This is a genomic window from Bradyrhizobium denitrificans (assembly GCF_013179005.1).
Taxonomy (GTDB): domain Bacteria; phylum Pseudomonadota; class Alphaproteobacteria; order Rhizobiales; family Xanthobacteraceae; genus Bradyrhizobium; species Bradyrhizobium denitrificans.
On record NZ_JABFDP010000035.1, the window covers coordinates 58,771 to 81,889 of the forward strand.

Below are 23,119 nucleotides of genomic sequence, written 5' to 3' on the forward strand. Positions count from 1 at the left end.
AAACAGAACCATGGCAGACGCACGGCGCGCGCCGCTCAAAGACCAGACCGACATCACCGGCGCCCGGGCGCTGATCGTGGAGGCCCGCTTCTACGACGACATCCAGGATGCAATGCTCGAAGGCGCCACCGCCGAGCTGAAGGCGGCCGGCGTGGGCTATGATGTCCTGACCGTGACCGGCTCGCTGGAAATCCCGGCGACCATCGCGATCGCGCTCGATGCGGCCGCACAGCACGGCAAGCCCTATGACCTGGCGATCGCGCTCGGCTGCGTCATTCGCGGCGACACCATTCATTTCGAGATCGTGTCGCAGGAATCCTCGCGGGCGCTGATGGACCTGTCGGTGGCGCGCGGCCTGCCGCTCGGCAACGGCATCCTGACGGTCAACAATGAAGACCAGGCCTGGGCGCGCGCCCGGGTCTCGGAGATGAACAAGGGCGGCGATGCCGCCCGCGCCGCGCTCGCCGTGCTGCGCATCAAACGCCGTCTGGCGCGAGGCTGACATGGCCGAGAGCAGCAACAAGCCGTTCAGGGGCCCGGTCAGAGCCAACGACCGCAAGGCCAACCGCCGCGGTGCGGCGCGACTCGCCGCCGTGCAGGCGCTCTACCAGATGGACATTGCCGGCGCTGGCATCAATGACGTGCTGGCCGAGTTCGAGAGCCATTGGCTCGGCAGCGAGGTCGAGGGCGAGCAGTATCTGCCCGCCGAGGCGGCCTTCTTCCGCGACATCGTCTCCGGCGTGGTGCGCGACCAGACCAAGATCGATCCCGTTCTCGACACTGCGCTGGAGCGCGGCTGGCCGCTGCAGCGGATCGAGGCCATCCTGCGCGCCGTGTTGCGCGCCGGCGCCTACGAGTTGGAGCGCCGCAAGGACGTGCCGGCGAAGGTCGTGGTGTCCGAATATGTCGACATCGCCCATGCCTTCGTCGAGCGCGACGAGACCGGCATGGTCAATGCCGTGCTGGAGCAGTTGGCGCGGCAGTATCGCGCCGACGAGATGGGGCCGAAGTAGCGCGATGGGGTGGGGCGCACCAGGATCGTTGCGGACCGGAGCCCTCCCAGTTTGTTCATTCGACCGTCATCACCCGCGAAAGCGGGTGATCCAGTATCCCAGAGGCGTCGCAAGGGTACCGAGAGGCCGCGGCGTGCTGGATCGCCCGGTCCCGTCTTCGCCTGCCGGCTTCGACGCGACGACTGATACAAGGGCGCGCCGTAGCTTTAGCGAAGGCGGCAAGCCGGGCGATGACAGTGGAACGTGGGGAACGAGCGCATGACCCACCAGCCCTCGGGCGAAGACTCCCTGATCGCGCGCTACTTCAAGCCGCTGGCGACCGACCCTGGCGCCTTCGGCCTGGTCGATGACGCCGCCATCATTCCTGCCGATGGTGACGATCTGGTCGTCAACACCGACGCCATCGTCGAAGGCGTCCATTATCTGCCCGATGATCCGCCCGACACCATCGCGCGCAAGGCGTTGCGGGTGAACCTGTCCGATCTTGCCGCCAAAGGCGCCGTCCCGGCCGGCTTTGTTCTAACCCTAGCACTGCGACAGAAGGACGAAGCCTGGCTCAGTGCCTTCGCGCGCGGGCTCGGCGAGGACGCCGCAGCCTTCGGCTGCCCGCTTCTGGGCGGCGACACGGTGTCGACGCCTGGTCCGGTGATGATCTCGATCACGGCTTGGGGCCGGGTGCCCAAGGGGCGGATGGTGCACCGCTTCGGCGCCCGCCCCGGCGATCGGGTCTGGGTCACGGGAACGATCGGCGACGCGATGCTCGGGCTTGCCGTGTCGAAGGGCGGGCCGGCGGCTGCCGCCCTGGCCGGCGATCCCGCCGCGCGGGATATGCTGATCGGCCGCTATCGCGTGCCGCAGCCGCGTCACTTGTTAGCTGTGCCGGTGAGGGAGTTTGCGACCGCCTCGATGGATGTCTCCGACGGCCTCGCGGGGGATCTTTCCAAGCTCTGCGCCGCGTCGCGCGTGAGTGCCGACATCGCTTTGTCGCAGGTGCCGATCTCATCAGCAGCGGCAAAGCTTGTGACGGCGGGCTATCACCAGCTTGAAGGCCTGATCTCCGGCGGCGACGATTATGAGATCGTCTGCACTGTTCCCGCAGCGCGATGCGCCGCTTTTTGCGCTGCGGCCGGAGCGGCTGGCGTGGCTGTCACCGACATCGGGGTCATCGTCGAAGGACCCGACGTGCCGCGCTTCCTGGATGAGCAGGGGCGTCCGGTCGTCTTGAAACAGCGGTCCTACAGCCACTTCTGACATCTATTCGCAACCGCACATTGCGACCAAAGAAGCGTCTGAATTTGGAGCGGTTCAGGCGTCGCGGCGTTGCGTCATGATGGCGATTTTGGCAAGGTCTGGGACGTTCGAGGCGGCTCCGCCCGGGGCGGCCTGACAAGGGGGCGTGCGTCGCACAACCGCGGCGTGTCGTAGTTAGAAAAAGCAAAGAGCCGAGGAAACTAAATGTCAGCTTTATGGGTGATCGTGCTCTGCGGAGCGCTGTCGATCGTCTATGCGATCTGGGCCACACAATCCGTGCTCAGCGCCGACGCCGGCAATGCGCGGATGCAGGAAATTGCGGCTGCCGTGCGTGAGGGCGCGCAGGCCTATCTCCGCCGCCAATATACGACGATCGGAATTGTCGGCGTCGTGATCTTCGTGCTCCTGGCCTATTTCCTCGGCATGCTTGTCGCGATCGGCTTTGCGATCGGCGCGATCCTCTCCGGCGCGGCCGGCTTCATCGGCATGAACGTGTCGGTGCGTGCCAACGTCCGCACCGCGCAGGCGGCGATCACCTCGCTCGCCGGCGGCCTCGAGCTCGCCTTCAAGGCCGGCGCGATCACCGGCCTGCTGGTGGCCGGCCTCGCGCTGCTCGGTGTCACCATCTACTTCGGCATCCTCACCGGATTCATGAAGCTCGCGCCCGACAGCCGGACCGTGATCGATGCGCTGGTCGCGCTCGGCTTCGGCGCCTCGCTGATCTCGATCTTCGCCCGTCTCGGCGGCGGCATCTTCACCAAGGGCGCCGACGTCGGCGGTGACCTCGTCGGTAAGGTCGAAGCCGGCATCCCCGAGGATGATCCGCGCAACCCCGCAACCATCGCCGACAATGTCGGCGACAATGTCGGTGACTGCGCCGGCATGGCGGCCGACCTGTTCGAGACCTATGCGGTGACCGCCGTGGCCACCATGGTGCTGGCGGCGATCTTCTTCGCCAAATCGTCGCTGCTCGCCAACATGATGACTTTGCCGCTCGCCATCGGCGGCATCTGCATCATCACCTCGATCGCCGGCACCTTCTTCGTCAAGCTCGGCGCCAGCCAGTCGATCATGGGCGCGCTGTACAAGGGCCTGATCGCGACCGGCGTGCTCTCGCTCGCCGGCCTTGCCATCGCCATCGCCTGGCTGATCGGCTTCGGCAAGCTCGACGGCGTCGACTATACCGGCACCGCCTTGTTCATCTGCGGCGTCGTCGGCCTCGTCGTCACCGGCCTGATCATCTGGATCACCGAATACTACACCGGAACCGACTTCCGTCCGGTCAAGTCGATCGCGGCGGCCTCGGTCACCGGTCACGGCACCAACGTGATCCAGGGCCTGGCGATCTCGATGGAGGCGACCGCGCTGCCCGCGATCGTGATCATCGCCGGCATCCTGGTCACCTACAGCCTCGCCGGCCTGTTCGGTATTGCGATCGCGACCACGACGATGCTGGCGCTGGCCGGCATGATCGTCGCGCTCGACGCCTTCGGCCCGGTCACCGACAATGCCGGCGGCATCGCCGAGATGGCCGGACTGCCGAAGGAGGTGCGCAAGTCCACCGACGCGCTCGACGCCGTCGGCAACACCACCAAGGCCGTCACCAAGGGCTACGCGATCGGCTCCGCCGGTCTCGGAGCGCTGGTGCTGTTCGCGGCCTATAACCAGGACCTGCAGTTCTTCATCGCCGACTCCGCGCACCATCCCTATTTCGCGGGGATCAAGCCGGACTTCTCGCTGAACAATCCCTACGTGGTGGTCGGCCTCTTGTTCGGCGGCCTGCTGCCTTATCTGTTCGGCGCCATGGGCATGACCGCGGTCGGCCGTGCCGCCGGCGCGATCGTCGAGGAGGTGCGCCGGCAGTTCCGCGAGAAGCCGGGAATCATGCAGGGCACCGACAAGCCGGACTACGGCAAGGCTGTCGACCTGCTGACCAAGGCGGCGATCAAGGAGATGATCATCCCCTCGCTGCTGCCGGTGCTGTCGCCGATCGTCGTCTACTTCCTGATCTATGCGATCGCGGGCGGCGGCGCGGCCGGCAAATCGGCGGCGTTCTCGGCGGTCGGCGCCATGCTGCTCGGCGTCATCGTCACCGGTCTCTTTGTCGCGATCTCGATGACCTCGGGTGGTGGCGCCTGGGACAACGCCAAGAAGTACATCGAGGACGGCCACTTCGGCGGCAAAGGCTCGGATGCGCACAAGGCGGCCGTCACCGGTGACACCGTCGGCGATCCCTACAAGGACACGGCGGGCCCCGCGGTCAACCCGATGATCAAGATCACCAACATCGTGGCGCTGCTGCTGCTGGCGATCCTCGCGCATTAAGCGCGGCATCAGTCGATCGGACAAATCCCGCAGGCGCAGGCCTGCGGGATTTTTCGTTGCGGGTTACGTCACGGCGAGCACCGCTCGCCGATACGCGCGTGAAGTGACCTAGCAGGAGATCAGCCAGCGCTTCAACGTCGTCCGCGCCCGGGCCTGTTCGCCCTTCAGCACGTCCGGGTGGTCGAGATCGGGACGGTACACGAGGGCAGGGTCGAGGAAGACCTCCAGCGCCTGGAGAGCAAAGAACTGGTCCGGGTCACGCAGCTGCTTCATCAGCAGCGGCACGATGTCGGGTCCCATCGTGATCAGATTCATGAACTCGTTCGACCGGGTCCGCATCTGTGGGCTCGAGAACATCGCGTTGTTCTCGTCATACCAGGTGGCACGCCAGGCCTTGTAACGGGTGTCGAACTCGCTGACGAGATCCTGCGGCACGCGCTTCACCTTCTGGTTCAGCCGCGTTTCTTCGGCGTCGGTCAGAGGATCTAGCAGCATCGGCCTCTCCTGCGCGACGGCGCCCTGCGCCGATTTTGCGCTTGCGTGCGGATAATCATAGTAGCGATTGACATAGCCGTATAGCGAGCCGGGGCCTGCGAGATCGGCAAGCGTGTGCGAGACCAGCAGCCAGGCCCCGAGCTTGCTGGTCCATTGCCCGCCATAGACGACCGCGCCGTGGGTCATGTCATTGACCGAAATCCCATAGGCGGCGACGTCGCCGGGGCCGCCGACCGGACCGCCGGCGATCGTGTAGTGGTGGGCCTGATAGAGAGCGTCGAACTGCGCGCGGCTGACATTCGGGTTGGACCACGGCCAGACCCAGGCATTGAGAATGTTCAGGGTCCATGCAAGGCAATTATACGTGCTCGAGGCCGGACCGAGCACCGTCATCGCCGCGACGTTGGCGTTCGGAAAATCATGGAGCATCTGAGCCTGTTCTTGCGGCGTGAGTGGACGGGGTGACATGAAGATTCCTCCTGCTGCGGAAGCGATGTCTTCGGCGCCGGCAAGTCCGGCCGCCGAAACGGCGGAGGGTGCGATAATCCCTCCGCCGCATCGGGCTGACCGGGCTATTGCTGGGTCCACTGGTTGCTGCTGTTGAGCGTGCAGGTGACGGCGTAGACATTCACCGGGAACTTGACCTGGAGGTTCTGCGTCACCGTCGTGATGTCGAGGATCGTTCCGACCTGGACATTGGTGCCGGCGGCGATCCAGTAGGTCGGCGTCGGAGTGAATGTGTGGGTGAGGTTGGGGCCGGCCATGGTCACGAAGGTGCCGGCGCTGCCCATGCCGATGCCGACAGAGAAGGAGTTGTTGGGCACGTTGGCGGCGTCACTGATGACCAGCGAGCCTTGCGGCGGCCCGGCCACGGCTTGCGAGAGGTTCGGTCCAGGCGAGGTCGAAAACGTGGTGGTGTTGGCCGATGCCGGATCGGCATCTATGGTCTGGCCCGCCGAGAAGGTCACGCCGGGCTGGATCGTGCCGGTCTGGCCCCAGACGAAGGTGTAGTCGATGCTCCACTGGAAGGTGATGTTGGCGCCGGGGACGATCTGGTAGGGGCTGGCGAACCAGGCCAGCGAAAACACGTTCGCCGATTGCTGGTTGGGCAGCTGCTGATAGACGTAGAACACCCACGGAGACGCCGAATTGTTGATGAGCTTGAGCGAGTAGGGCGTGCCGGTGGCATCGACCTCGGTTGCGACTCGTGAAATGGCCTTCTGAATGCGCAGGTCGCGAGGCGTGGCGTAGCTAATAAGGGTCATGAGCATTCTCCATCGTTTCTATCGATCAGCTCGCAAATGCAGGTGCTGGGACAACAAGACATCATCGTTGCGATCGCGATGGCGCTCGGGTCATGTTCGTCCCCGCTGGCCGGCAGCCTCAGATCGGCTTCCAGGCCGTGATTGAGGATCATCCGATGAGGGGGCGGACACATCGGGGTGGCGCCCCATTTCGCCTGCGAGCGCATCCTGATTCTCCGGATGGGGGAATCTCCCATGCGGCCTGCGTTTCGCTTAGCCGCGCGAGGTGCGATTCAGGCTTCGTGAGGGTATGATCGCGTCCCTTCGCAGGGCGGTTCGAATGGCCCTATCGAGCCCGATCATTTGCTTATTGTTGATGTTGCGATGAGTGCCGGCCGCGACCGCGCAGCGGACAGGGACGCAGCTACGATGATGTCCGGGCGTTGCATTGGCTGCGCGCCAGCGCCGACAGTGTCAGCCTCTCCGCGCGGTCTCGACCCATTGCGTCGCACGCTGCGCCAGCTCGGCGGCGCTCTCGATGCCGAGCTTGTTCTTGATGTGCTCGACATGGGATTCGATGGTCTTGATGCTGCGGCCAAGCATGGCGGCGATCTGACGCGTCGTGCGGCCTTCTCCGACGAGCTGGAAGACCTGCAATTCGCGGTCGCTGAGCGCACGCATGGTGGAGGTTGCCTCCAGCGTATGGCCACTGACATAGCGCTCCGCAAGCCGCCGCTGCAGCGCCTCGCTCATGTAGATCTCGCCGCTGAGCACACGACGGATCGCCGTCAGCAGGGTTGTCTCCATTTGCTGCTTGGTGACGTAGCCGAGCGCGCCAGCGGCCAGCGCACGCTCCGCATAGGCGGCTTCGTCATAGAATGACAGCACGAGAGATCGCGTGCCGGGGTGACGCGTCTTGATCTCCTTGATGAGATCGAGACCGTCGTCGCGGTCGAGCATGAGATCGACGATCACGAGATCGGGGCGGCTGGCCTCGATGGCCGCGAATGCGGCGGTGCGCGAGCCGACCGAGCCGTTGACGACGAGGCCGGGCTCGGACTCGATGAGGGCGGTGAGGCCTCGCCGCAGCACCGGATGATCGTCGACGATGAGGAGCGTCTTGCGACCGTCACCGGTCGCGTCAGTTGGGCATTTGGGCATCGGCCCCCCGATGCCCGGCAGGGGCCGGCAGCGGAAACGCGCAGGTGACCACCACGCCGCGCACGGGGTGCGGAGCCACCTTCAGCGCGCCGCCGATCGCGTCGGCGCGGTATTCCATCGTATGCAAACCGAGGCCGGCGCGATCTCTGAAATCTTCGGGAAGGCCGACGCCCCGGTCGCAGATGCTCAACACGGCCATGCTGCAGCGGCAGTCCAGGCGGATCTCGATCTCGTCGGCTTTGCCGTGGCTGATCGCGTTGCGCACCGCTTCCTGAGCGATGCGGACGAGGTGCGTTGTTGTCTCGCCGCGGAGGCTGGGACATCGGCCGTCGTCGATCAACACGCAATGCGTGCCGTGCGCGCGGCTCACATTGCGTGCCAGAGCGCCAAGCGCATCGACCAGGCTGCGGCCTCTGACGGCGACCGGCGTAAGACCGCGTGCGAGATCGCGCGCTTCACTGATCGCCTCGTTCAGCAGCCGCAGGATTTCGGAGGCAGACGCGGCCGGGCCGGGACCGACATTGGCCGCGAGGTCGCGCGACAAGGCTGCCGTCAACGCCGCGATACCGGCCAGCGACTGACATAGTCCGTCGTGCAGCTCACGTCCGAGGCGACGCCGTTCGCGATCGGCGATCTCAATAACATCTGGCTCTGAATGCGCCGGTGGCGCGAACTCGCTCGCGATCGCCTTGGTCCGTCCGGTGAGCATCATCGGTCGCCAGCTTGAAATACTCGGTCAATACACTCATAGGTTGCTGTAAAAAAATATCGCCGTCAATGCGCGAATCAACCGGACAACATGTCACGCGCTTCTCGGCAGTGCCGACGCAGGCAACTACCATTGTTGTCGGTGCTTCAACTCACATTGAAACAAATTATCTGCGTTGCAGAGAGACCATGCTGGTCTTTGCGGCTGAGCCGCAGATCAAGCAGCATCGCTGCAACCGTGATGTGTGGCCGACGCGGCGAGCCGGCGCAACTGACAGGGGAGCCGATCGCGGCGCGCGGCTTTTCCGGCTACTCGGCCGCGCGCTGTTTCGTGCGATAGCTCTGCAAGGTGCTCTGTGCGGCGCGCGGCTGCAGCTGCGAGAAGCTCGCCAGATGCTGGTCGAGCTGCGGGCGCGAGCTGCCGCTGACATGGGCCTGCATGAACAGCAGCGTCGTCGTCGTCACCCAGGACAGATCGAGCGCCTTGGCCAACACCAGCAGCTGGTCCGGTTGCTTGCGTGCGAAGGCGCGCTCGACGATGTCGAGCGGCAGCTTGCACATCAGCGATAGCGCCAAGGTGACCTTGTCGAAGCTGCCTTCCTTGGCGAAGCCGTGCAGCTGGGCCTCGTGGAGTTGCCCCGAGGCGTGCAGCAGCTCGACATAGGCCTTGGCATTGGCAAAATCGACCGAGTGTGCACGCGCATTGGCCTGGAGCTGATCGGACGCTTGCGCCACCGCGAGCTCGACGATCTCGGCCCGCGTCGCGTCGGTCGCGAGCTGGTTGCGTACGGCATCGGAGGCTTCGACGAACAGCCGGACCAGCACCTCGCGCGGACTGTCTGGCCTGCTCCAGAGCTTCATCGCCAGCGCAGGATCGTCGGACGCCTTTGTCACGAGGCCGGAGAAGCCGTGATCGGAGAATCGCGCGCCGCCATTATTGGCGGTGTTCGCGACCACCGCCTGATCGCCGCGATCGACCAGGACGTCGGTGACGGCTTCGGTCAGGATCTTGCGGCCGGAGATCGCCAGCAGGTGCTCCTGGCCGCGGGTTTGCGCGGTGGCGACCAGCGTCTGCTCGTCGAGCCGGTCGCTCGCGCGCAACACCGGACCGGCGACGGCGATCGTCTCGTCATTGGCAAGCAGCTTGATGAGGCGCGGCGGCGCGTCGGGCAGCACGGCGAGCCGGCTGCCGAGTTCGGCCCGTGCCGCGACCGCGACATTGTCGAGCAGCTTGAACAGCACGTGGTCGAACAGATCGACGTGCTCCTCGTTGAACTTGCCCGAGCCGACGACGAACAGATCGGTCACGCGCGCGAGGATGTCGGCGCGTCGGGACACGTAGCGGCTGGCGAGGATGTCTTCGAGCTGGTGGAGGACGTTGTTGGGCAAGGCACGAACTCATGCGATGGACAGCGCCGGTGCCTGCCCCTCGGACGGTGATCGGGCCGCCCTTGGAGGTTGTCGGCCCGGCATCCGTAGATGGTATCTTGCAACCAGATCAAAGACACGCGGCTGCCATCTATCGCATCCCCTCGCTTAAGGTGCCGTTACACCTCGGATCCCATTTTGGGACGCCTGTGGAGGAGGGGGCGTCCGGTCCGAACGGCACGGTCACTGCACATCCATCTGCAGGCCTTCCTTCTGGATGATCGACGCAAATTTCGTGGTCTCCGCCTGGACGAAGTCGGCGAATTGCTGCGGCGTCCCGTAGTCGGCCCGGGCGCCCATGCCGGCAATGCTCTTGCGGATGTCCTCGCGCTCCAGCATCGCCTTGACCTGCAGGTTCAGCGCATGGACGATCTCCGGCGGGCAGGCCTTGGGCAGGAACACCCCGAACCAGGACGACACGTCGAACTTCGCGAGTTCCGGCGCGGTCTCGCGCATGGTCGGCATGTCAGGCGCGTTGGCGCTGCGCTCGGGCGTGGTCACGCACAGGCCGATGAGCTTGCCGTCCTGAATCTGCGGCAGCGACGGAAACAGATTGTCGAACAGGATCTGGATGTCGCCGGCAAGCGCGGCCTGCAGCGCAGGGCCGGCGCCGCGGAACGGGATGTGGGTCATCTTCAATCCTGTGAGCTGCAGAAACCAGGCACCGGTCAGATGCGGGCTCTGGCCGACGCCGGAAGAGCCGTAATTGAGCTTGTCCGGATTAGCCTTGAGATAGGTGATCAGTTCCGGGATGGATTTCAGGCCGGTCGAGGGATGTGCCGAGACGATGTTGGGGATGCGGATCATGTTGGAGACCGCCTGCAGCTGATCCGGCCTGTAGGCGAGATTGCGGAAGATCGAATAGGCGATCGCGTTCGGGCCGGGATTGCCGATCAGCACCGTGGTGCCGTCGCCCTTGGTGCTGCGGGCGACCTCGGCCGTGCCGATCGTGCCGCCGCCGCCGGAGCGGTTCTCGACCACGGCCGATTGCCCCCAGGCCGTCTGCAGGTGCGCCGCGAGCAGCCGACCCATCACGTCGGTGCTGCCGCCCGGCGCGGCGGGCACGATCAGCCTGACGGTCTCGCTCGGGCGCCAGTCGGCCAGACTGCTCCGCGGCAAGATGGCGGCGGTCGCCAGCGCGGCGGCCCCGGACAACAGCTTGCGGCGCGACAGCGCGATGCGGTGAGCCACTGATTCCTCCCTGCTTTTGTTTTGCAGCAGGGTAGGGAAGGTTGCGGCGCCAGAGCAAGCAGCTGGATCGCAGCCGAGCTGCGCCAATCAGCGCAGTCCGCGGCGACTTGCCGTGAACCGGAACATCATATTCCGGGCGGCGGCGATCAGGTCTGGATCAGTTGAAGCTGAGCAGCTTGAACAGCGGCGTCAGATAGCTGAGCTCCTGCCCGGAGGTCGGCGTGGTGCGGCTGACGAAGTCGAAGATCTTGCCGTCCTTCATGCCGTAATTGGCGAGTCGGCGGACCTGGCGGTTCTTGTCGAAATAGACCGCGACGACGCGCTGATCGACCACCTTCTGGTTCATGAAGGCGACCGGACGCTCGGCGCGCTGCGAGATGTAGTAGAACACCTCGCCGTCCAGCGTCGCGACCGTCGACGGCGTGCCCATCACGATCAGGACCTGGTCCTGGCTCGCCCCGATCGGAATCTGCTCGAGGGCGCCGGGCGGCATGATGTAGCCCTTCTGGAACTGCTCGCCCGTACAGGCGCCGAGCGCCAGGCAGGTCAGCGCGATCGCACCAAAGGTGCGCAGACGGGTGCTCAGGCCGCGGGTGAGCGTGCGGGCAGTCGTTCGCATTGTCTGGGTCATCTTCTTGAGATCGGATCCCGTCCCCTTGCGTCGGGCAGGGCGTTGACGTACCGGGCAAACTTGCGGATTGCAACATGCCCCCGAACCGGGTCAGGGAAACTCAGGCGCGGAACCATCATGCTCTGGCCATTCAACCATCTCAGGAAAACCCGACCGTCCCCGCGCGGGACCATCGAGCCGATCTATGGCATGATCGTGGCACAAACCCGAGAACCGTTGTTTTATAGGCACTTAAATGTCCCTGACACGGTCGACGGGCGGTTTGATCTGCTGATTTTCCACCTCTGGCTGGTGCTGCGCCGGCTGCGTGGGGTTGGGACGGAACTGTCCCAGGCCCTGTTCGACCGCTTCTGCGATGACATGGACGACAATCTGCGCGAGATGGGAGTCGGCGATCTCACCGTGCCGAAGCGCATGCAGAAGTTCGGCGAGGCGTTCTATGGCCGCACGGCGGCCTATGATCTCGCCTGGTCGGAGAGCGAGGCGCGGCTGGCGGACGCGCTGCAGAAGAATATCTTGAATGGCGAGCATCCGAATGGTGCGGCAGGGCTGGCATCCTATGCAAGCCGGGTCATGGCGACCCTGGCCGCCCTGGACGACGCAGGCTTGTTCCGGGCGGCCTGGACCTTTCCGCCGCCGCTACGGCAGGATGAGCAAATATGAGCAACAGAGACAGAGACGCATCGGGTGAGACCGCGCGAGACCCCGCGAAAGACCGGTCGAAGGACCCGGTGAAGGATGCCTTGAAAAGTCCGTGGCGCACCGCTCCGGTGATCGTGGCGCAGATCCCGGACGCCGGCCTGCATCGGGAGATCGAGGCTGACCCCACGGCCCGGGCTGCGCTGGCTGCGGCTGCGGATTTGCGCGAGGTGATCTCGGCGCAGGCCTCGTTCGACGTGGTTCAGAAGCGCGACGGGAAAGTGCATGTCGAGGGCCACGTGCGCGCCCGGATCGGGCAGACCTGCGTCGTGACCCTTGACCCGATCGAGACCGAGATCGACGAGCCGATCGACCAGATGTTCGCCCCGCCGGACCAGATTCCGGAACTGGCCGAACTTGTCGAGGATGATCCCAACAGCGAGGTCGAGACCGCGGATCCGCCGGAGCCGATCGTGGGCGGCCAGATCGATCTCGGCCGGCTCGCCGCGGACGCGCTGTTTCTCGGGATCGATCCCTATCCGCGCAAGCCGGGAGCGGTTTTCGAGCAGCCCACCGAGGCCCTCGACACCAAGGATCACCCGTTTGCGGCGCTGAAGGCGCTCAAACCGGGCTCGGATTAGGAGGGCGTGCCGAGCGAGGTTCGGGACGTCCGGCGAGGATTGATAAACTCTGCGGATCGCGCGCTGGGCTCGATCCTCGCACCAGGAGTCTTGAAATTCAATTAAGTTGTTGTTTTAGAAGGATAATTTACTTCTTTCCCGAAGCCGCATGGTGGCGGCGGTTGTAAATGGGCGCGGGGCAGGAGGTTGTGTCGACACGGAGAGACGCTATTGTCGCGCCGGGTCGGGGTGCGACGAAAAGGCTCGGACGGCGGCTGGACCGTCCATGGGCCGCGCAGTGCTTCTGAGCGATCGCCAAACAGGGCCGTGGACGACACGGCCAAGACGAGATCAGGTTCGAGATCAGGTTTCCGGGACGTCATGCCTCAAAAGGTTCGAATCGCGCTGGACGCCATGGGCGGGGATGTCGGCGCGGCCGTCGTGATTCCCGGTGCCGCGATCGCGCTGAGCCGCCATCCCGACGCGGAGTTTCTGCTGTTCGGCGACAGTGCCAAGATCGTTCCGGAGCTCGACCAGCACCCGCGGCTGAAAGCCGTGTCGCGTGTGATCCACACCGACGTCGCCGTCAGCATGGAGGACAAGCCGAGCCAGGCGCTGCGGCGGGGCCGCAAGACCTCGTCGATGTGGCTGGCGCTGGAGGCGGTGAAGAAGGGCGAGGCCGATGTCGCGGTGTCCGCCGGCAATACCGGTGCGCTGGTGGCGATGGCGCGGTTCTGCCTGCGCATGCTCGAGGGGATCGACCGTCCCGCCCTGGCGGCCATCTGGCCGACGCGGCGGGCCAAATGCGTCGTTCTCGATCTCGGCGCGACCATCGGCGGCGATGCGCACCATCTGGTGGCGCTGGCGGCGATGGGCGGCGCGCTGGCCAGCGTGCTGTTCGAGAAGCCGCGTCCGACCGTCGGCCTGCTCAATATCGGCGTCGAGGAAATCAAGGGACACCAGGAGATCCGCGAGGCCGGTGAAATGCTGCGCAGCATGAACCTGCCGCAACTGGATTATATCGGCTTCGTCGAGGGCGACGGCATCGGCAAAGGCGAGGCCGACGTGATCGTCACCGAGGGGTTCAGCGGCAATATTGCGCTCAAGGCCGCCGAAGGCGCGGTGCGGCAGATGATGGATCTGCTGCGCAGCGCCATCAAGGCGAGCTGGCTGGCGCAGATCGGCTATCTGCTGGCGCGCGGTGCCTTCCGCGTGCTGCGGGAGAAGATCGATCCGAAGAACTATAATGGAAGTGTGGTGCTGGGACTGAACGGCATCGTGGTCAAGAGTCACGGCGGCTCCGATGCCGAGGGCTTTGCGCGCGCCGTTGATGTTGGCTATGAGATGGCCCGCTTCGATCTCCTGACCAAGATCAATCAAACACTCAATCGCGACGGCGGCGCGCTGGCGCCCGCGCCCGTCGCCCAGGAGGCTGTCTCGTGACAATTCGTTCGGTCGTGCTCGGCTGTGGCTCCTACCTTCCGCAGCGGGTCGTGACCAATGCCGAGCTGGCAAGCCGCATCGAGACTTCCGACGACTGGATCGTGCAGCGCACCGGCATCCGTGAGCGCCATGTTGCCGCCGAGGGCGAGTTCACCTCGCATCTTGCGATCAACGCCGCCCGCGCGGCGCTTGCCGCCGCCGATGTCGATCCGCAATCGATTGACCTGATCGTGCTGGGCACCTCGACGCCGGACAACACTTTTCCGGCGACTGCGGTGGCCGTGCAGGACGGGCTCGGCATCCATCACGGTGCGGCGTTCGACCTGCAGGCGGTGTGCTCGGGCTTCGTCTATGCGCTGGCGACGGCCGACAATTTTCTCCGCAGCGGCTCGTTCAAACGGGCGCTGGTGATCGGTGCCGAGACGTTTTCGCGCATCCTCGACTGGAACGATCGCACCACCTGCGTGCTGTTCGGCGACGGCGCCGGCGCGCTGGTGCTGGACGCCCAGCGGCAGGACGGCACCTCAGCCGATCGCGGCGTCCTGACCACCCATCTGCGCTCCGACGGCCGCCACAAGGCCAAGCTCTATGTCGATGGCGGGCCGTCCTCGACGCAAACGGTCGGTCATCTCCGGATGGAGGGCCGCGAGGTGTTCAAGCATGCGGTCGGCATGATCACCGACGTAATCGTCGACGCTTTCGAGGCGACCGGGCTGTCGGCGGAAACCATCGACTGGTTCGTGCCGCACCAGGCCAACAAGCGAATCATCGACGCCTCGGCGCACAAGCTGCACATCGCGCCGTCGAAGGTGGTGCTGACGGTCGACCGGCATGGCAATACCTCCGCCGCCTCGATTCCGCTGGCGCTCGACGTTGCCGTCAAGGACGGCCGCATCAAAAAGGGCGATGTGGTGCTGCTGGAGGCGATGGGCGGCGGTTTCACCTGGGGCTCGGCGCTGGTTCGCTGGTAGCCAGACGTCAGAGCGGTGGACGGTGGCGAAAAGGCGCGAATCGCGCGCCTGCAGCTTCACGCTGCTGTTGACCACCGCCGCTTAACCTCTTAATTTCCGAAGCGAATTATTCGCCGAGAGTTGGGGCAGGCGATGACGGGAACCGGAAAAACAGTCACACGCGTTGATCTCTGCGAGGCAGTCTACCAGAAGGTGGGTCTGTCGCGGACGGAGTCGTCCGCCTTCGTCGAGCTCGTCTTGAAGGAGATCACCGACTGCCTCGAGCGTGGCGAGACGGTGAAGCTGTCGTCGTTCGGCTCCTTCATGGTGCGCAAAAAGGGTCAGCGGATCGGGCGCAACCCGAAGACCGGCACGGAAGTGCCGATCTCGCCGCGCCGTGTCATGGTGTTCAAACCTTCGGCAATCCTCAAGCAGCGCATCAACGGCCAGCAGGGCTCCGGCAAGATGAACGGCGAGGCCAGCCACGAGCAGCTGAGCGCCGAGCCCGAGTAGCGCGCGCGGCGGCGGCCGAGCTGCGTTGCCGCAACCGGGCGCGGCCGCCGCGCCGCATGCGTTCAGCGTAGTCTCCTCATCTCGTCAGCACGGGGAACGGGAATTTGGACAAGGCGCCGGACGCGTTTCGGACCATCAGCGAGGTCGCCCAGGAGCTCGACATCCCGCAGCACGTGCTGCGCTTCTGGGAAACCCGGTTCGCCCAGATCAAGCCGATGAAACGGAGCGGCGGCCGGCGCTATTACCGGCCGGACGACGTCGACCTGCTGAAGGGCATTCGCCGCCTGCTGTACGGCGAAGGCTACACCATCAAGGGCGTACAGCGGATCCTCAAGGAGCACGGCGTCAAGTCGGTGCAAGGGCTTGCCGACAGCTCCGCGGCGGTCTCGTTCGGCGCGCTCGAGGAGACGCTCGGCCAGGCCCTCATGGAGGAAGAGCCGATCGAGGAGGCCGAGGTCACCTCGGAGGACGAGGAAGAGGAGGCCTCCGACGAAGAAGGCATCGATTTCCGCTTCGTCGACACCGAGGACGACATCCTCGACACGTTCCGGGTCGGGCCGCCGCAGCGGGCCGGGATCAGGTCGGAGGACCGCGAAAAGCTCGAAGGCGTGCTCAAGGAACTGGTCGACTGCCGCGCGCTGCTCGACCGGGCGATGAAGGACGTCTGAGGACGCTCGGAGGTGCGCGCACTGGGCCTGATCATCCCACGAAACCCGCCCGCCGTGCCTTGCATCGCGTCCCGATCACGGCTACAGGAACGGCCATCGGAGCGTGGCGCAGCCCGGTTAGCGCACTAGTCTGGGGGACTAGGGGTCGTGGGTTCGAATCCCGCCGCTCCGACCATTCAATCTTTTTGATCCAGAAGGTTTTTTGTTTTTCGGCCCTCTCGCCGCGAGGGGCGGAAAAGCGAACGAAACACAGCGAAAACCTCCCAATCTCTGCACATTCCACCGGAGCAACCACCGGATTCGCTCGCGCGGGTCGCGCAAAAGCAGTGCCACCCGCCAGCGCTCTCTCATCCTGATTATTGCTGGGGGCTCAGCTTGATTGTCGCCGCGCGGCCGCCGAAGCGGCAGCGGTTGCACTTCGATCTCCCTGATCGACACCGCGATCCGCGGCATTCTCGGAGCAGCGTGCGATTTCAGATGCAGGTTCAAATATCCTGCCTTAGGCGTTAACAATCGCAGCGCATTGGTTGCGGTATACCGCCCCGATTTGTTACCCCCGTTGCGTGATTGGGCAGGGGGCTTTCATGGCGGCTACCGAACGCGGCGACGCGGGACGCGTTGATTATCTAGACGGCCTGCGCGGCGTCGCCGCCTTGGCTGTCTTGATCGGCCATTCCTGGCTAATGTTCAGCCAGCCTATATCGAGCTATCATGTGACTGATGGCGTCGCGGCGTTGCCGGCAGTGCTCCTCAAGATCATCGGGCATGTCTCGAACAGCAATTCCGCGGTCTGCATCTTCTTTCTCCTCAGCGGCTATGTCATGGCGGATTTCGGCCAGGGAACGTTGCTCAGCTTTCCCGCACAGATGGTGCGTCGTTATATCCGCCTCGCCATCCCGATTTTGATGACCTCCTCATTCGCATATCTGCTGCTCCGATTTGGTTTATTCCGAAATGCCGAGGCGGGCCGCCTCTTCGGCGAATGGGCCGGCCAGTGGTACCAGTTCGCGCCCTCCGGGCCCTCGATGGTCTATGAGGCTCTCGTAGGCACCTTTTCCAGCGGATCTAACGCCTACAATCCAAATCTCTGGACGATGCATCCCGAGTTGCTCGGATCGTTCTATGTGCTCCTGATTAACGCCGTTGCAGCAAGCAGGCGTTGGCGAATGACGTTGTATGCCTGTTTGATCGCATATTATCTGTTCGATTATCTTCCGCTCTTCGCGGTGGGTGCTCTGCTTCGCGAATATGAAATTGAGGTTCGCCAACTCGATCGGTTTCCCGGTGCGCCGATCACGCTTTGCATCATTGGGCTCTATCTGTGTACGTTTCCTGACGCCACGCTTGGCCCGAAACTCCAGATTGTTTACCCGCTCCCAGAGTTCAACCTCGACAATGCTCGGAATTGGCATTCGATCGGCGCCACATTGCTGCTCATCGGAGTGTTGACCTCGCGCGCTGCCCAACGCCCGCTGGCATCGTCGCCCGCCAAGATGCTCGGACGCATCAGCTTCACGCTCTATTTGATTCACGTTCCCATCCTCTGCAGCCTTGGCTCCTGGCTGATTGTCGCTCTTGCGCCTTACGGCTACACGCCGGCTGCGGCCTTTGGTTTGTTCGTCACGTTCTTCACCTGCTTGGTGCTATCGACGCTCCTTTCGCCGTTGGTGGATGGAAGCGCAGTCTCCATGTCGCGCAAACTCGGTCGGAGGGTCGACGAACTGATGGCCGACGACAAAGTTCCGTTCGAACGACTGTCGTCTCAATACCCACCGCCTGTTGCACCCTGACCGAAAGCGGAGGGTACGGCTGTAGCGTCCCTCTCTGCATCCGCGGCGTCGCCAGCCGTGCCTTGCCCCGTTGAACGAAATCGACCCGATAACAAGTACGCGACTTCCACGTCGCAGCGTCCGTCGAGACGCGCGATGAGCAGTCAGGCTTTGGATACCGGACGTTATCTCCCGTGTTCCCGGCTGGCATGCCTGATCCGAAACGCGGCCAGATCTCGCGCGGATCTGGCAGAATGGACATGCCTTGGCGGCGAATGGCGGCGCCTCTGGAACGTCCGTCAGCGAGCTCGGGTGCGGGGGGCGCGCTGACGCGGCTCGCTAGGCCGGGACCTTTTCAACGCAGCCCGCGGCACCTAAAATCCGGCGCCTGCGGGCGGGTGATGAGCTGCGCCGCACTGGTTGTTTTTTTCAGTCATATTGAGATTCTCCCCATGGACGCCGCTGTCGCCGACATCTCCTTTGGCCATTTCGAAAATGCCGAGCAGATCGCCTTCTGGAATGGCGCGGGGGGCGAGCGCTGGGTGGCGCGGCGGGCGGAGCTCGATGCCATGCTGGCGCCGGTGCAGGCGGCGCTGTTGGAGCGGGCGGCAATCCAGCCGGGCGAGCGGGTGCTCGACATCGGCTGCGGCTGCGGCGCGACCCTGATCGCCGCGGCCGAGCAGGCCGGCCCCGGCGGCACGGTGCTCGGACTCGATGTCTCCGCCGCGATGCTCACCTGTGCCCATGAGCTCGCGCCGGCCGACGCGCCGGTCAGCTTCGTCCAGGGCGATGCGATGGTGCACCACTTCAAGGCCGCGAGCGCCGATTTGGTGCTGTCGCGGCTCGGCGTCATGTACTTCGCCGACCCCGTGCGCGCCATTCTCAACATTCGCAATGCGCTGCGGTCGGAGGGCCGGGTCGCGTTCGCCTGCTGGGGAGAGCTGCGCGACAATCCCTGGGCGCTGGAGCCGCTGCAGGCGGCCTATGACCACGTGCCGAAGCTGCCCGGGCTGCAGCCGCATGCGCCGGATGACTTCGCCTTCGGATCCGCCGAATGGGTTGAGAAGGTGCTGACCGACGCCGGCCTGCGGCGTATCCGGCTGGAGCGGTGCGATGTCGGCCTGGATCTGGCGGCCGGCGGCGGCCTCGACAGCGCGGTGCAGACGGCGCTGGCGGTTGGGCCCGCCGGCCGGGCCATCGCCGGACAGTCGCCCGATGCCACCGAGGCGGCGATCGTCGCCGTGAGGAAGGCGCTCGCCCGCTACGTCAGGGGGCAGAGCGTCAGCGTGCCGTCCTCGTTCTGGATCGGGACTGCCGTCGATCCCTGAAGGATGCGCCGGGGCAGCGACCTGTTAGTCACGTCGCTGTGCATTGGAACTCTCATTGATAGCGGAACCGCGTCCGAGGCATCGTCGTTGACGGATCAACATCCGTGGACGCGACGATCCTCCACATTGAACCTTTGTGCGCTCGCGCTCACAAACCTGATGTTCGGCTCGAGGCTGAGTCGGTTTCAGGAAATTTTAACCGGTCGCCGGGGTTGATCCCGGTGTCAGTATTGTCGGGAGGCGCGTATGGTCCTCAAGGCTTTGAAAGTCTCGCTATCGGTTGTTGCTGCTGCGAGCTCGGTGGCGTCGTTGTTTGCCGTGAGCTGGGTCGGTCTGGCCTTGCTTGGCTACTGATCAATTCACGCAATGATGCACAGAGGCGCGCTGCGCCTCGTGAGAAGCGCAGAATGCGCCCGGATCAATCATGATCCGGGCGCATTTGTTTGTCGGGGCGGGCCGGTCAGCGCGGCTCAGGCGAACGCCTTCTCCACCGTCTCGATCAGCACGCGGAACGATTTGTCGTGGCGCGTGATCGGCGGCACGGCCCTGTCGATGCCGAGCAGCTGATAGACCGCCATCTGGGCCGCGCGCACTGAATATTCCACCGTGAACACGACGTCGTCCGGGATCTCGACGAACTGGCTGATGAAAGCGAGGTTCTTGGAGTTCGCCGGCACCGGCAGCGGACGGTCGGTCTTGTTGCGCGGCATGAACATGCTGGTGATGTAGGGCAGGCGGCAGGGCACGCAGGTCGCGTTCTCGAACACCGAGAGGTCGAAGTTGAGGTGGCCGCACAGCTCCTTGAGGATGTCGGCGCCGCCGCAATCGGCCATGGCCTTGGGCACGAAATTGCCGATGCGGTCCGGATGCAGCCCATAGCCCCAGAACACCTGCACGTCTTGGGGCTGATCGGCGAAATGCGGCTGATGATACAGCACGACCGACATCAGCCAGTTGGACTCGGTGAAGGTGACCAGCCCGCCGGTGCCGGCGGCATTGCCGCTGAACGCCTCCATCGCGTCGAAGAAGCGCGGATTGCGGCAGGTGACCGTGAAGGATTCCCAGCAGGATTCGGGGATCGACGCGTTGAACGCCGCGGGATTGCCGAACTCCGGACGGCCCTTGGCGATCTTCTCCCAGAGCACCCAGCCCTGGCTGTCTTGCTTGGTCAGCCGCGGCGGCGGCGCATCCTGGGTGCCGAGGCTGGTCGCATCGGTCATCGAGCCGTTCTGGAAGAACACGAGATCATCGGCCGACAGCGCGATCGTGTCCGCCTGGCCGGCGCGATCGAGCACCAGCCGCGTCACGACATGCTTGCCGCCCTGGCTGGCGATCTCCATGTCGGTGACATCGACGCCGCCGACGAAATTGACGCCGTGGCCCTCCAGCCATTTCATCAGCGGCACCACGATCGCATCATATTGGTTGAAGGCGGTGCGCTTGACGCCCCCAAGCGTTTCGATGCGTGGAAACTCGTTCATGAACCGATGCAGATAGCGCTTGAGCTCGACGGCGCTATGCCAGGGCTGGAACGCGAACGTCGTCTGCCACATGAACCAGAAATTGGTGGTGAAGAACGCTGGCGACAGCCAGTCGGTGATGCGGGAATTGCCGAGCTTCTCCTCGGACGCTTCGGTCAGCCTGACAAGCTCAAGCCGGTCCTGCATCGAGAAGCCCATGGTCGAGACATCGACCTTGTGCCGGTTGCGATCGACCAGCCGCGCCTGCGAGTGCGCGACATGCGCCTTGTTGAAGGCGATGGTCTCGTCGCGCACGCTCCTTCCGGGGTCGCTGGCGCCGGGGATGGTCGAGAGCAGGCCCCAGGTGCACTCATAGTGATCGGTGGTCAGCATGCGGCCGCCGCGCAGCGAATAGGAGCCGTCGGGCAGACGTGCGCCGTCGAGGCTGCCGCCATAGGGCAGGTGCTTCTCGAAGATCGAGATATCGCGGCCGGCGACGCCGCCGTCACGAATGAGGAATGCCGCGCCGGCCAATGCGCCGATGCCGCTGCCGATGAAATAGGCCTTCATGATCATTACCCGGATCGTTGTTACCACGACGGGAATACCGGCGAGGTTCCCGGGCGGAACTGATCCAGGTCAACATTGAAGGTATCGGGTGATCACGATCTCGCGCGGTTGGTTATGCAAACGATTTCGCCACCGATTGCAGCAGCACCTTCAGCGACTTGTCATAGGGGGTGACCGGCGGAATGGCCCGGTCGATGTTCAAGAGCTGATAGACGGCATGCATCGCCGCACGCACCGAATATTCAATCGTGAACACCGCATCCTCCGGCAGCTCGACATACTGGCCGATGAAAGCGAGGTTCTTGGAGGTGAGCGGTACCGGCAACGGCCGGTCGCCATCGCTGCGCGGCATGAACATGCTCATGATGTAGGGCATCCAGCACGGCACGCAGCTGGCGTTCTCGAACACCGACAGTGGCAGGCGCAGATGTCCGCACAGCTCCTTCAGGATCTCGGCACCGCTGCACTCCGACATCGGCTTGGGCACGAAATTGCCGACGCGGTCGGGAAACAGGCCATAGCCCCAGAAGATCTGGATGTCCGCGGGCTGGTCCGGGAAATAGGGCTGCGTGTACAGCACGATCGACATGCGCCAATACGAGTCGGTGAAGGTCACGAGCCCGCCGGTGCCCGCGACATTCCCGCTGAAATTCTGCATCGCCTCGAAGAAGCGCGGATTGCGGCAGGTCACCGTGAACGATTCGAAGCTGGATTCCGGAATACAGGTGTTGAAGACGGCGGGCCGGCCGAATTCGGGGCGGCCGGCGGCGAGCTTCTCCCACAAGGTCCAGCCATGGCTGTCGGCCTTGGTGAGCTGCTTCGGCGGGCTGTCATGGCTGCCGAGGCTGGTCGCATCGGTCATCGACCCGGCCGTGTAGAACACCAGATCGCCGACGGCGAGATCGATACTGCGCCGCGCGCCAGCCTGGGTCAGGACGAGGCGCGTGGCGCGGTGCATACCCTCGGTCGTGGCGATCTCGATGTCCTCGACATCGGCGCCGCCGACGAAGTTGACGCCGTGGCCCTCGAGCCAGCGAACCAGCGGCAGCACGATGGAGTCATACTGATTGTAGACCGACCGTTTGACGCCGCCGAGCGTATTCATCATCGGGAATTCGTTCATGAAGCGGCGCAGATAGCGCCGGAACTCGACCGCGCTGTGCCACGTCTGGAACGCAAACGTCGTCTGCCACATGTACCAGAAATTGGTCGTGAAGAACGGCGGCGACAGCCAGTCCGAGATCAGCGAGTTGCCGAGCTTCTCTTCGGAGGTCTCGGTGAGCCGGGTCAGCTCGATGCGGTCCTGCATCGAGAAGCCCATCGTCGACACGTCGACCTTGTGCCGATTGCCGTCGACCAGCCGCGCCTGCGCGTGGGTGACGTGAAGCTTGTTGAAGGCGATGGTCTCCTGGAGAATGTTCTCCTTCGGATCCGTGTCGCTCGGGATCGTCGACAGCAGATCCCAGGTGCATTCGTATTGTTCGGTCGTGAGCATGCGGCCGCCGCGCATCGAGTAGGAGCCGTCCGGCAGCCGCGTGGCATCCAGGCTGCCGCCATAGGGCAGGCGCTTCTCGAAGATGGTGATGTCCTGTCCGGGAATGCCGCCGTCCCGGACCATGAATGCTGCGCCTGAGAGCGACCCGATGCCGCCGCCGATGAAATAGGCCTTCATGATGTCGACCTGTCAAATTAAGGGTTTGATGAAAAATATG

General features: G+C 64.5%; 21 protein-coding genes and 1 tRNA gene. 13 read left to right on the top strand and 9 right to left on the bottom strand.

The window, feature by feature from the left end; translation table 11 throughout:
* Positions 1-10: 10 nt before the first annotated feature.
* From ribH to HL671_RS31765, 4 genes are all read left to right on the top strand, one after another.
* Positions 11-502 (top strand): 6,7-dimethyl-8-ribityllumazine synthase, encoded by a 492-nt coding sequence (gene ribH / locus HL671_RS31750; RefSeq protein ID WP_172242000.1) that lies wholly within the window; start codon positions 11-13, stop codon positions 500-502.
* Position 503: 1 nt separating this feature from the next.
* Complete coding sequence (gene nusB, locus HL671_RS31755) at positions 504-1,013, top strand: transcription antitermination factor NusB (RefSeq protein WP_012044662.1); 510 nt, start codon at positions 504-506, stop codon at positions 1,011-1,013.
* A 258-nt stretch (positions 1,014-1,271) separates the two neighbouring features.
* Complete coding sequence (gene thiL, locus HL671_RS31760; protein ID WP_012044661.1) at positions 1,272-2,264, top strand: thiamine-phosphate kinase; 993 nt, start codon at positions 1,272-1,274, stop codon at positions 2,262-2,264.
* 204 nt (positions 2,265-2,468) lie between these two features.
* The gene (locus HL671_RS31765) at positions 2,469-4,589 is read left to right on the top strand and encodes a sodium-translocating pyrophosphatase (RefSeq protein ID WP_012044660.1); all 2,121 of its coding nucleotides are present in this window, start codon (positions 2,469-2,471) and stop codon (positions 4,587-4,589) included.
* 108 nt (positions 4,590-4,697) lie between these two features.
* Here the strand turns inward: HL671_RS31765 and HL671_RS31770 are convergent, their stop codons facing one another.
* The 7 genes from HL671_RS31770 to HL671_RS31800 all read right to left on the bottom strand — a co-directional run bounded on the left by HL671_RS31770 (position 4,698) and on the right by HL671_RS31800 (position 11,447).
* On the bottom strand, positions 4,698-5,552 hold the full coding sequence (locus HL671_RS31770) for a DUF7689 domain-containing protein (RefSeq protein ID WP_012044659.1): 855 nt from the start codon (positions 5,550-5,552) through the stop codon (positions 4,698-4,700).
* 104 nt (positions 5,553-5,656) lie between these two features.
* On the bottom strand, positions 5,657-6,349 hold the full coding sequence (locus tag HL671_RS31775; protein WP_012044658.1) for a hypothetical protein: 693 nt from the start codon (positions 6,347-6,349) through the stop codon (positions 5,657-5,659).
* A gap of 453 nt (positions 6,350-6,802) precedes the next feature.
* Positions 6,803-7,489 (bottom strand): response regulator, encoded by a 687-nt coding sequence (locus HL671_RS31780; protein WP_049795394.1) that lies wholly within the window; start codon positions 7,487-7,489, stop codon positions 6,803-6,805.
* Positions 7,470-8,201, bottom strand: a complete 732-nt coding sequence (locus tag HL671_RS31785) for a sensor histidine kinase (protein WP_012044656.1) — start codon at positions 8,199-8,201, stop codon at positions 7,470-7,472. The genes HL671_RS31780 and HL671_RS31785 overlap by 20 nt, the downstream gene beginning before the upstream one ends.
* A gap of 305 nt (positions 8,202-8,506) precedes the next feature.
* Positions 8,507-9,586: a DUF2336 domain-containing protein gene (locus tag HL671_RS31790; protein WP_012044655.1), complete on the bottom strand. Its 1,080-nt coding sequence runs from the start codon at positions 9,584-9,586 to the stop codon at positions 8,507-8,509.
* Positions 9,587-9,808: 222 nt separating this feature from the next.
* Positions 9,809-10,816: a Bug family tripartite tricarboxylate transporter substrate binding protein gene (locus HL671_RS31795; RefSeq protein WP_172242003.1), complete on the bottom strand. Its 1,008-nt coding sequence runs from the start codon at positions 10,814-10,816 to the stop codon at positions 9,809-9,811.
* 157 nt (positions 10,817-10,973) lie between these two features.
* Complete coding sequence (locus tag HL671_RS31800) at positions 10,974-11,447, bottom strand: outer membrane protein assembly factor BamE (RefSeq protein ID WP_041750809.1); 474 nt, start codon at positions 11,445-11,447, stop codon at positions 10,974-10,976.
* A gap of 117 nt (positions 11,448-11,564) precedes the next feature.
* On the opposite strand from HL671_RS31800, the gene HL671_RS31805 reads away from it, so the two are divergent.
* The 9 genes from HL671_RS31805 to HL671_RS31845 all read left to right on the top strand — a co-directional run bounded on the left by HL671_RS31805 (position 11,565) and on the right by HL671_RS31845 (position 19,377).
* Positions 11,565-12,110: a ubiquinol-cytochrome C chaperone family protein gene (locus HL671_RS31805; RefSeq protein WP_172242021.1), complete on the top strand. Its 546-nt coding sequence runs from the start codon at positions 11,565-11,567 to the stop codon at positions 12,108-12,110.
* Entirely contained in the window at positions 12,107-12,727 is a 621-nt protein-coding gene (locus HL671_RS31810) for a DUF177 domain-containing protein (RefSeq protein WP_012044651.1), read from the top strand. The genes HL671_RS31805 and HL671_RS31810 overlap by 4 nt, the downstream gene beginning before the upstream one ends.
* A 360-nt stretch (positions 12,728-13,087) precedes the next feature.
* Positions 13,088-14,149: a phosphate acyltransferase PlsX gene (gene plsX, locus HL671_RS31815; RefSeq protein WP_012044650.1), complete on the top strand. Its 1,062-nt coding sequence runs from the start codon at positions 13,088-13,090 to the stop codon at positions 14,147-14,149.
* Positions 14,146-15,120 (top strand): beta-ketoacyl-ACP synthase III, encoded by a 975-nt coding sequence (locus HL671_RS31820; protein WP_172242006.1) that lies wholly within the window; start codon positions 14,146-14,148, stop codon positions 15,118-15,120. The genes plsX and HL671_RS31820 overlap by 4 nt, the downstream gene beginning before the upstream one ends.
* Before the next feature lie 132 nt (positions 15,121-15,252).
* Positions 15,253-15,612: an integration host factor subunit alpha gene (locus HL671_RS31825; RefSeq protein WP_012044648.1), complete on the top strand. Its 360-nt coding sequence runs from the start codon at positions 15,253-15,255 to the stop codon at positions 15,610-15,612.
* A gap of 104 nt (positions 15,613-15,716) precedes the next feature.
* On the top strand, positions 15,717-16,280 hold the full coding sequence (locus HL671_RS31830; protein ID WP_012044647.1) for a MerR family transcriptional regulator: 564 nt from the start codon (positions 15,717-15,719) through the stop codon (positions 16,278-16,280).
* A gap of 97 nt (positions 16,281-16,377) precedes the next feature.
* Positions 16,378-16,455 (top strand) — tRNA-Pro (locus HL671_RS31835).
* A gap of 409 nt (positions 16,456-16,864) precedes the next feature.
* Positions 16,865-18,070, top strand: a complete 1,206-nt coding sequence (locus HL671_RS31840; protein ID WP_012044646.1) for an acyltransferase family protein — start codon at positions 16,865-16,867, stop codon at positions 18,068-18,070.
* 431 nt (positions 18,071-18,501) lie between these two features.
* On the top strand, positions 18,502-19,377 hold the full coding sequence (locus tag HL671_RS31845) for a class I SAM-dependent methyltransferase (RefSeq protein ID WP_172242009.1): 876 nt from the start codon (positions 18,502-18,504) through the stop codon (positions 19,375-19,377).
* Positions 19,378-19,847: 470 nt separating this feature from the next.
* Here the strand turns inward: HL671_RS31845 and HL671_RS31850 are convergent, their stop codons facing one another.
* Positions 19,848-21,407, bottom strand: coding sequence for an oleate hydratase (locus tag HL671_RS31850; protein ID WP_172242024.1), 1,560 nt, complete (start codon positions 21,405-21,407; stop codon positions 19,848-19,850).
* 112 nt (positions 21,408-21,519) lie between these two features.
* Positions 21,520-23,079, bottom strand: coding sequence for an oleate hydratase (locus HL671_RS31855; protein WP_012044643.1), 1,560 nt, complete (start codon positions 23,077-23,079; stop codon positions 21,520-21,522).
* Positions 23,080-23,119 lie beyond the last annotated feature (40 nt).

Bases quoted from the DNA above. Each gene is read 5' to 3' on its own strand.
- HL671_RS31810 (WP_012044651.1), top strand. From the start codon at position 12,107: ATGAGCAACAGAGACAGAGACGCATCGGGTGAGACCGCGCGAGACCCC.
- HL671_RS31825 (WP_012044648.1), top strand. From the start codon at position 15,253: ATGACGGGAACCGGAAAAACAGTCACACGCGTTGATCTCTGCGAGGCA.
- HL671_RS31845 (WP_172242009.1), top strand. From the start codon at position 18,502: ATGGACGCCGCTGTCGCCGACATCTCCTTTGGCCATTTCGAAAATGCC.
- HL671_RS31770 (WP_012044659.1), bottom strand. From the start codon at position 5,552: ATGTCACCCCGTCCACTCACGCCGCAAGAACAGGCTCAGATGCTCCAT.
- HL671_RS31800 (WP_041750809.1), bottom strand. From the start codon at position 11,447: ATGACCCAGACAATGCGAACGACTGCCCGCACGCTCACCCGCGGCCTG.
- HL671_RS31805 (WP_172242021.1), top strand. From the start codon at position 11,565: ATGCTCTGGCCATTCAACCATCTCAGGAAAACCCGACCGTCCCCGCGC.
- ribH (WP_172242000.1), top strand. From the start codon at position 11: ATGGCAGACGCACGGCGCGCGCCGCTCAAAGACCAGACCGACATCACC.
- HL671_RS31780 (WP_049795394.1), bottom strand. From the start codon at position 7,489: ATGCCCAAATGCCCAACTGACGCGACCGGTGACGGTCGCAAGACGCTC.
- plsX (WP_012044650.1), top strand. From the start codon at position 13,088: ATGCCTCAAAAGGTTCGAATCGCGCTGGACGCCATGGGCGGGGATGTC.
- HL671_RS31765 (WP_012044660.1), top strand. From the start codon at position 2,469: ATGTCAGCTTTATGGGTGATCGTGCTCTGCGGAGCGCTGTCGATCGTC.
- HL671_RS31840 (WP_012044646.1), top strand. From the start codon at position 16,865: ATGGCGGCTACCGAACGCGGCGACGCGGGACGCGTTGATTATCTAGAC.
- HL671_RS31850 (WP_172242024.1), bottom strand. From the start codon at position 21,407: ATGAAGGCCTATTTCATCGGCAGCGGCATCGGCGCATTGGCCGGCGCG.
- HL671_RS31775 (WP_012044658.1), bottom strand. From the start codon at position 6,349: ATGACCCTTATTAGCTACGCCACGCCTCGCGACCTGCGCATTCAGAAG.
- thiL (WP_012044661.1), top strand. From the start codon at position 1,272: ATGACCCACCAGCCCTCGGGCGAAGACTCCCTGATCGCGCGCTACTTC.
- HL671_RS31855 (WP_012044643.1), bottom strand. From the start codon at position 23,079: ATGAAGGCCTATTTCATCGGCGGCGGCATCGGGTCGCTCTCAGGCGCA.
- HL671_RS31785 (WP_012044656.1), bottom strand. From the start codon at position 8,201: ATGATGCTCACCGGACGGACCAAGGCGATCGCGAGCGAGTTCGCGCCA.
- nusB (WP_012044662.1), top strand. From the start codon at position 504: ATGGCCGAGAGCAGCAACAAGCCGTTCAGGGGCCCGGTCAGAGCCAAC.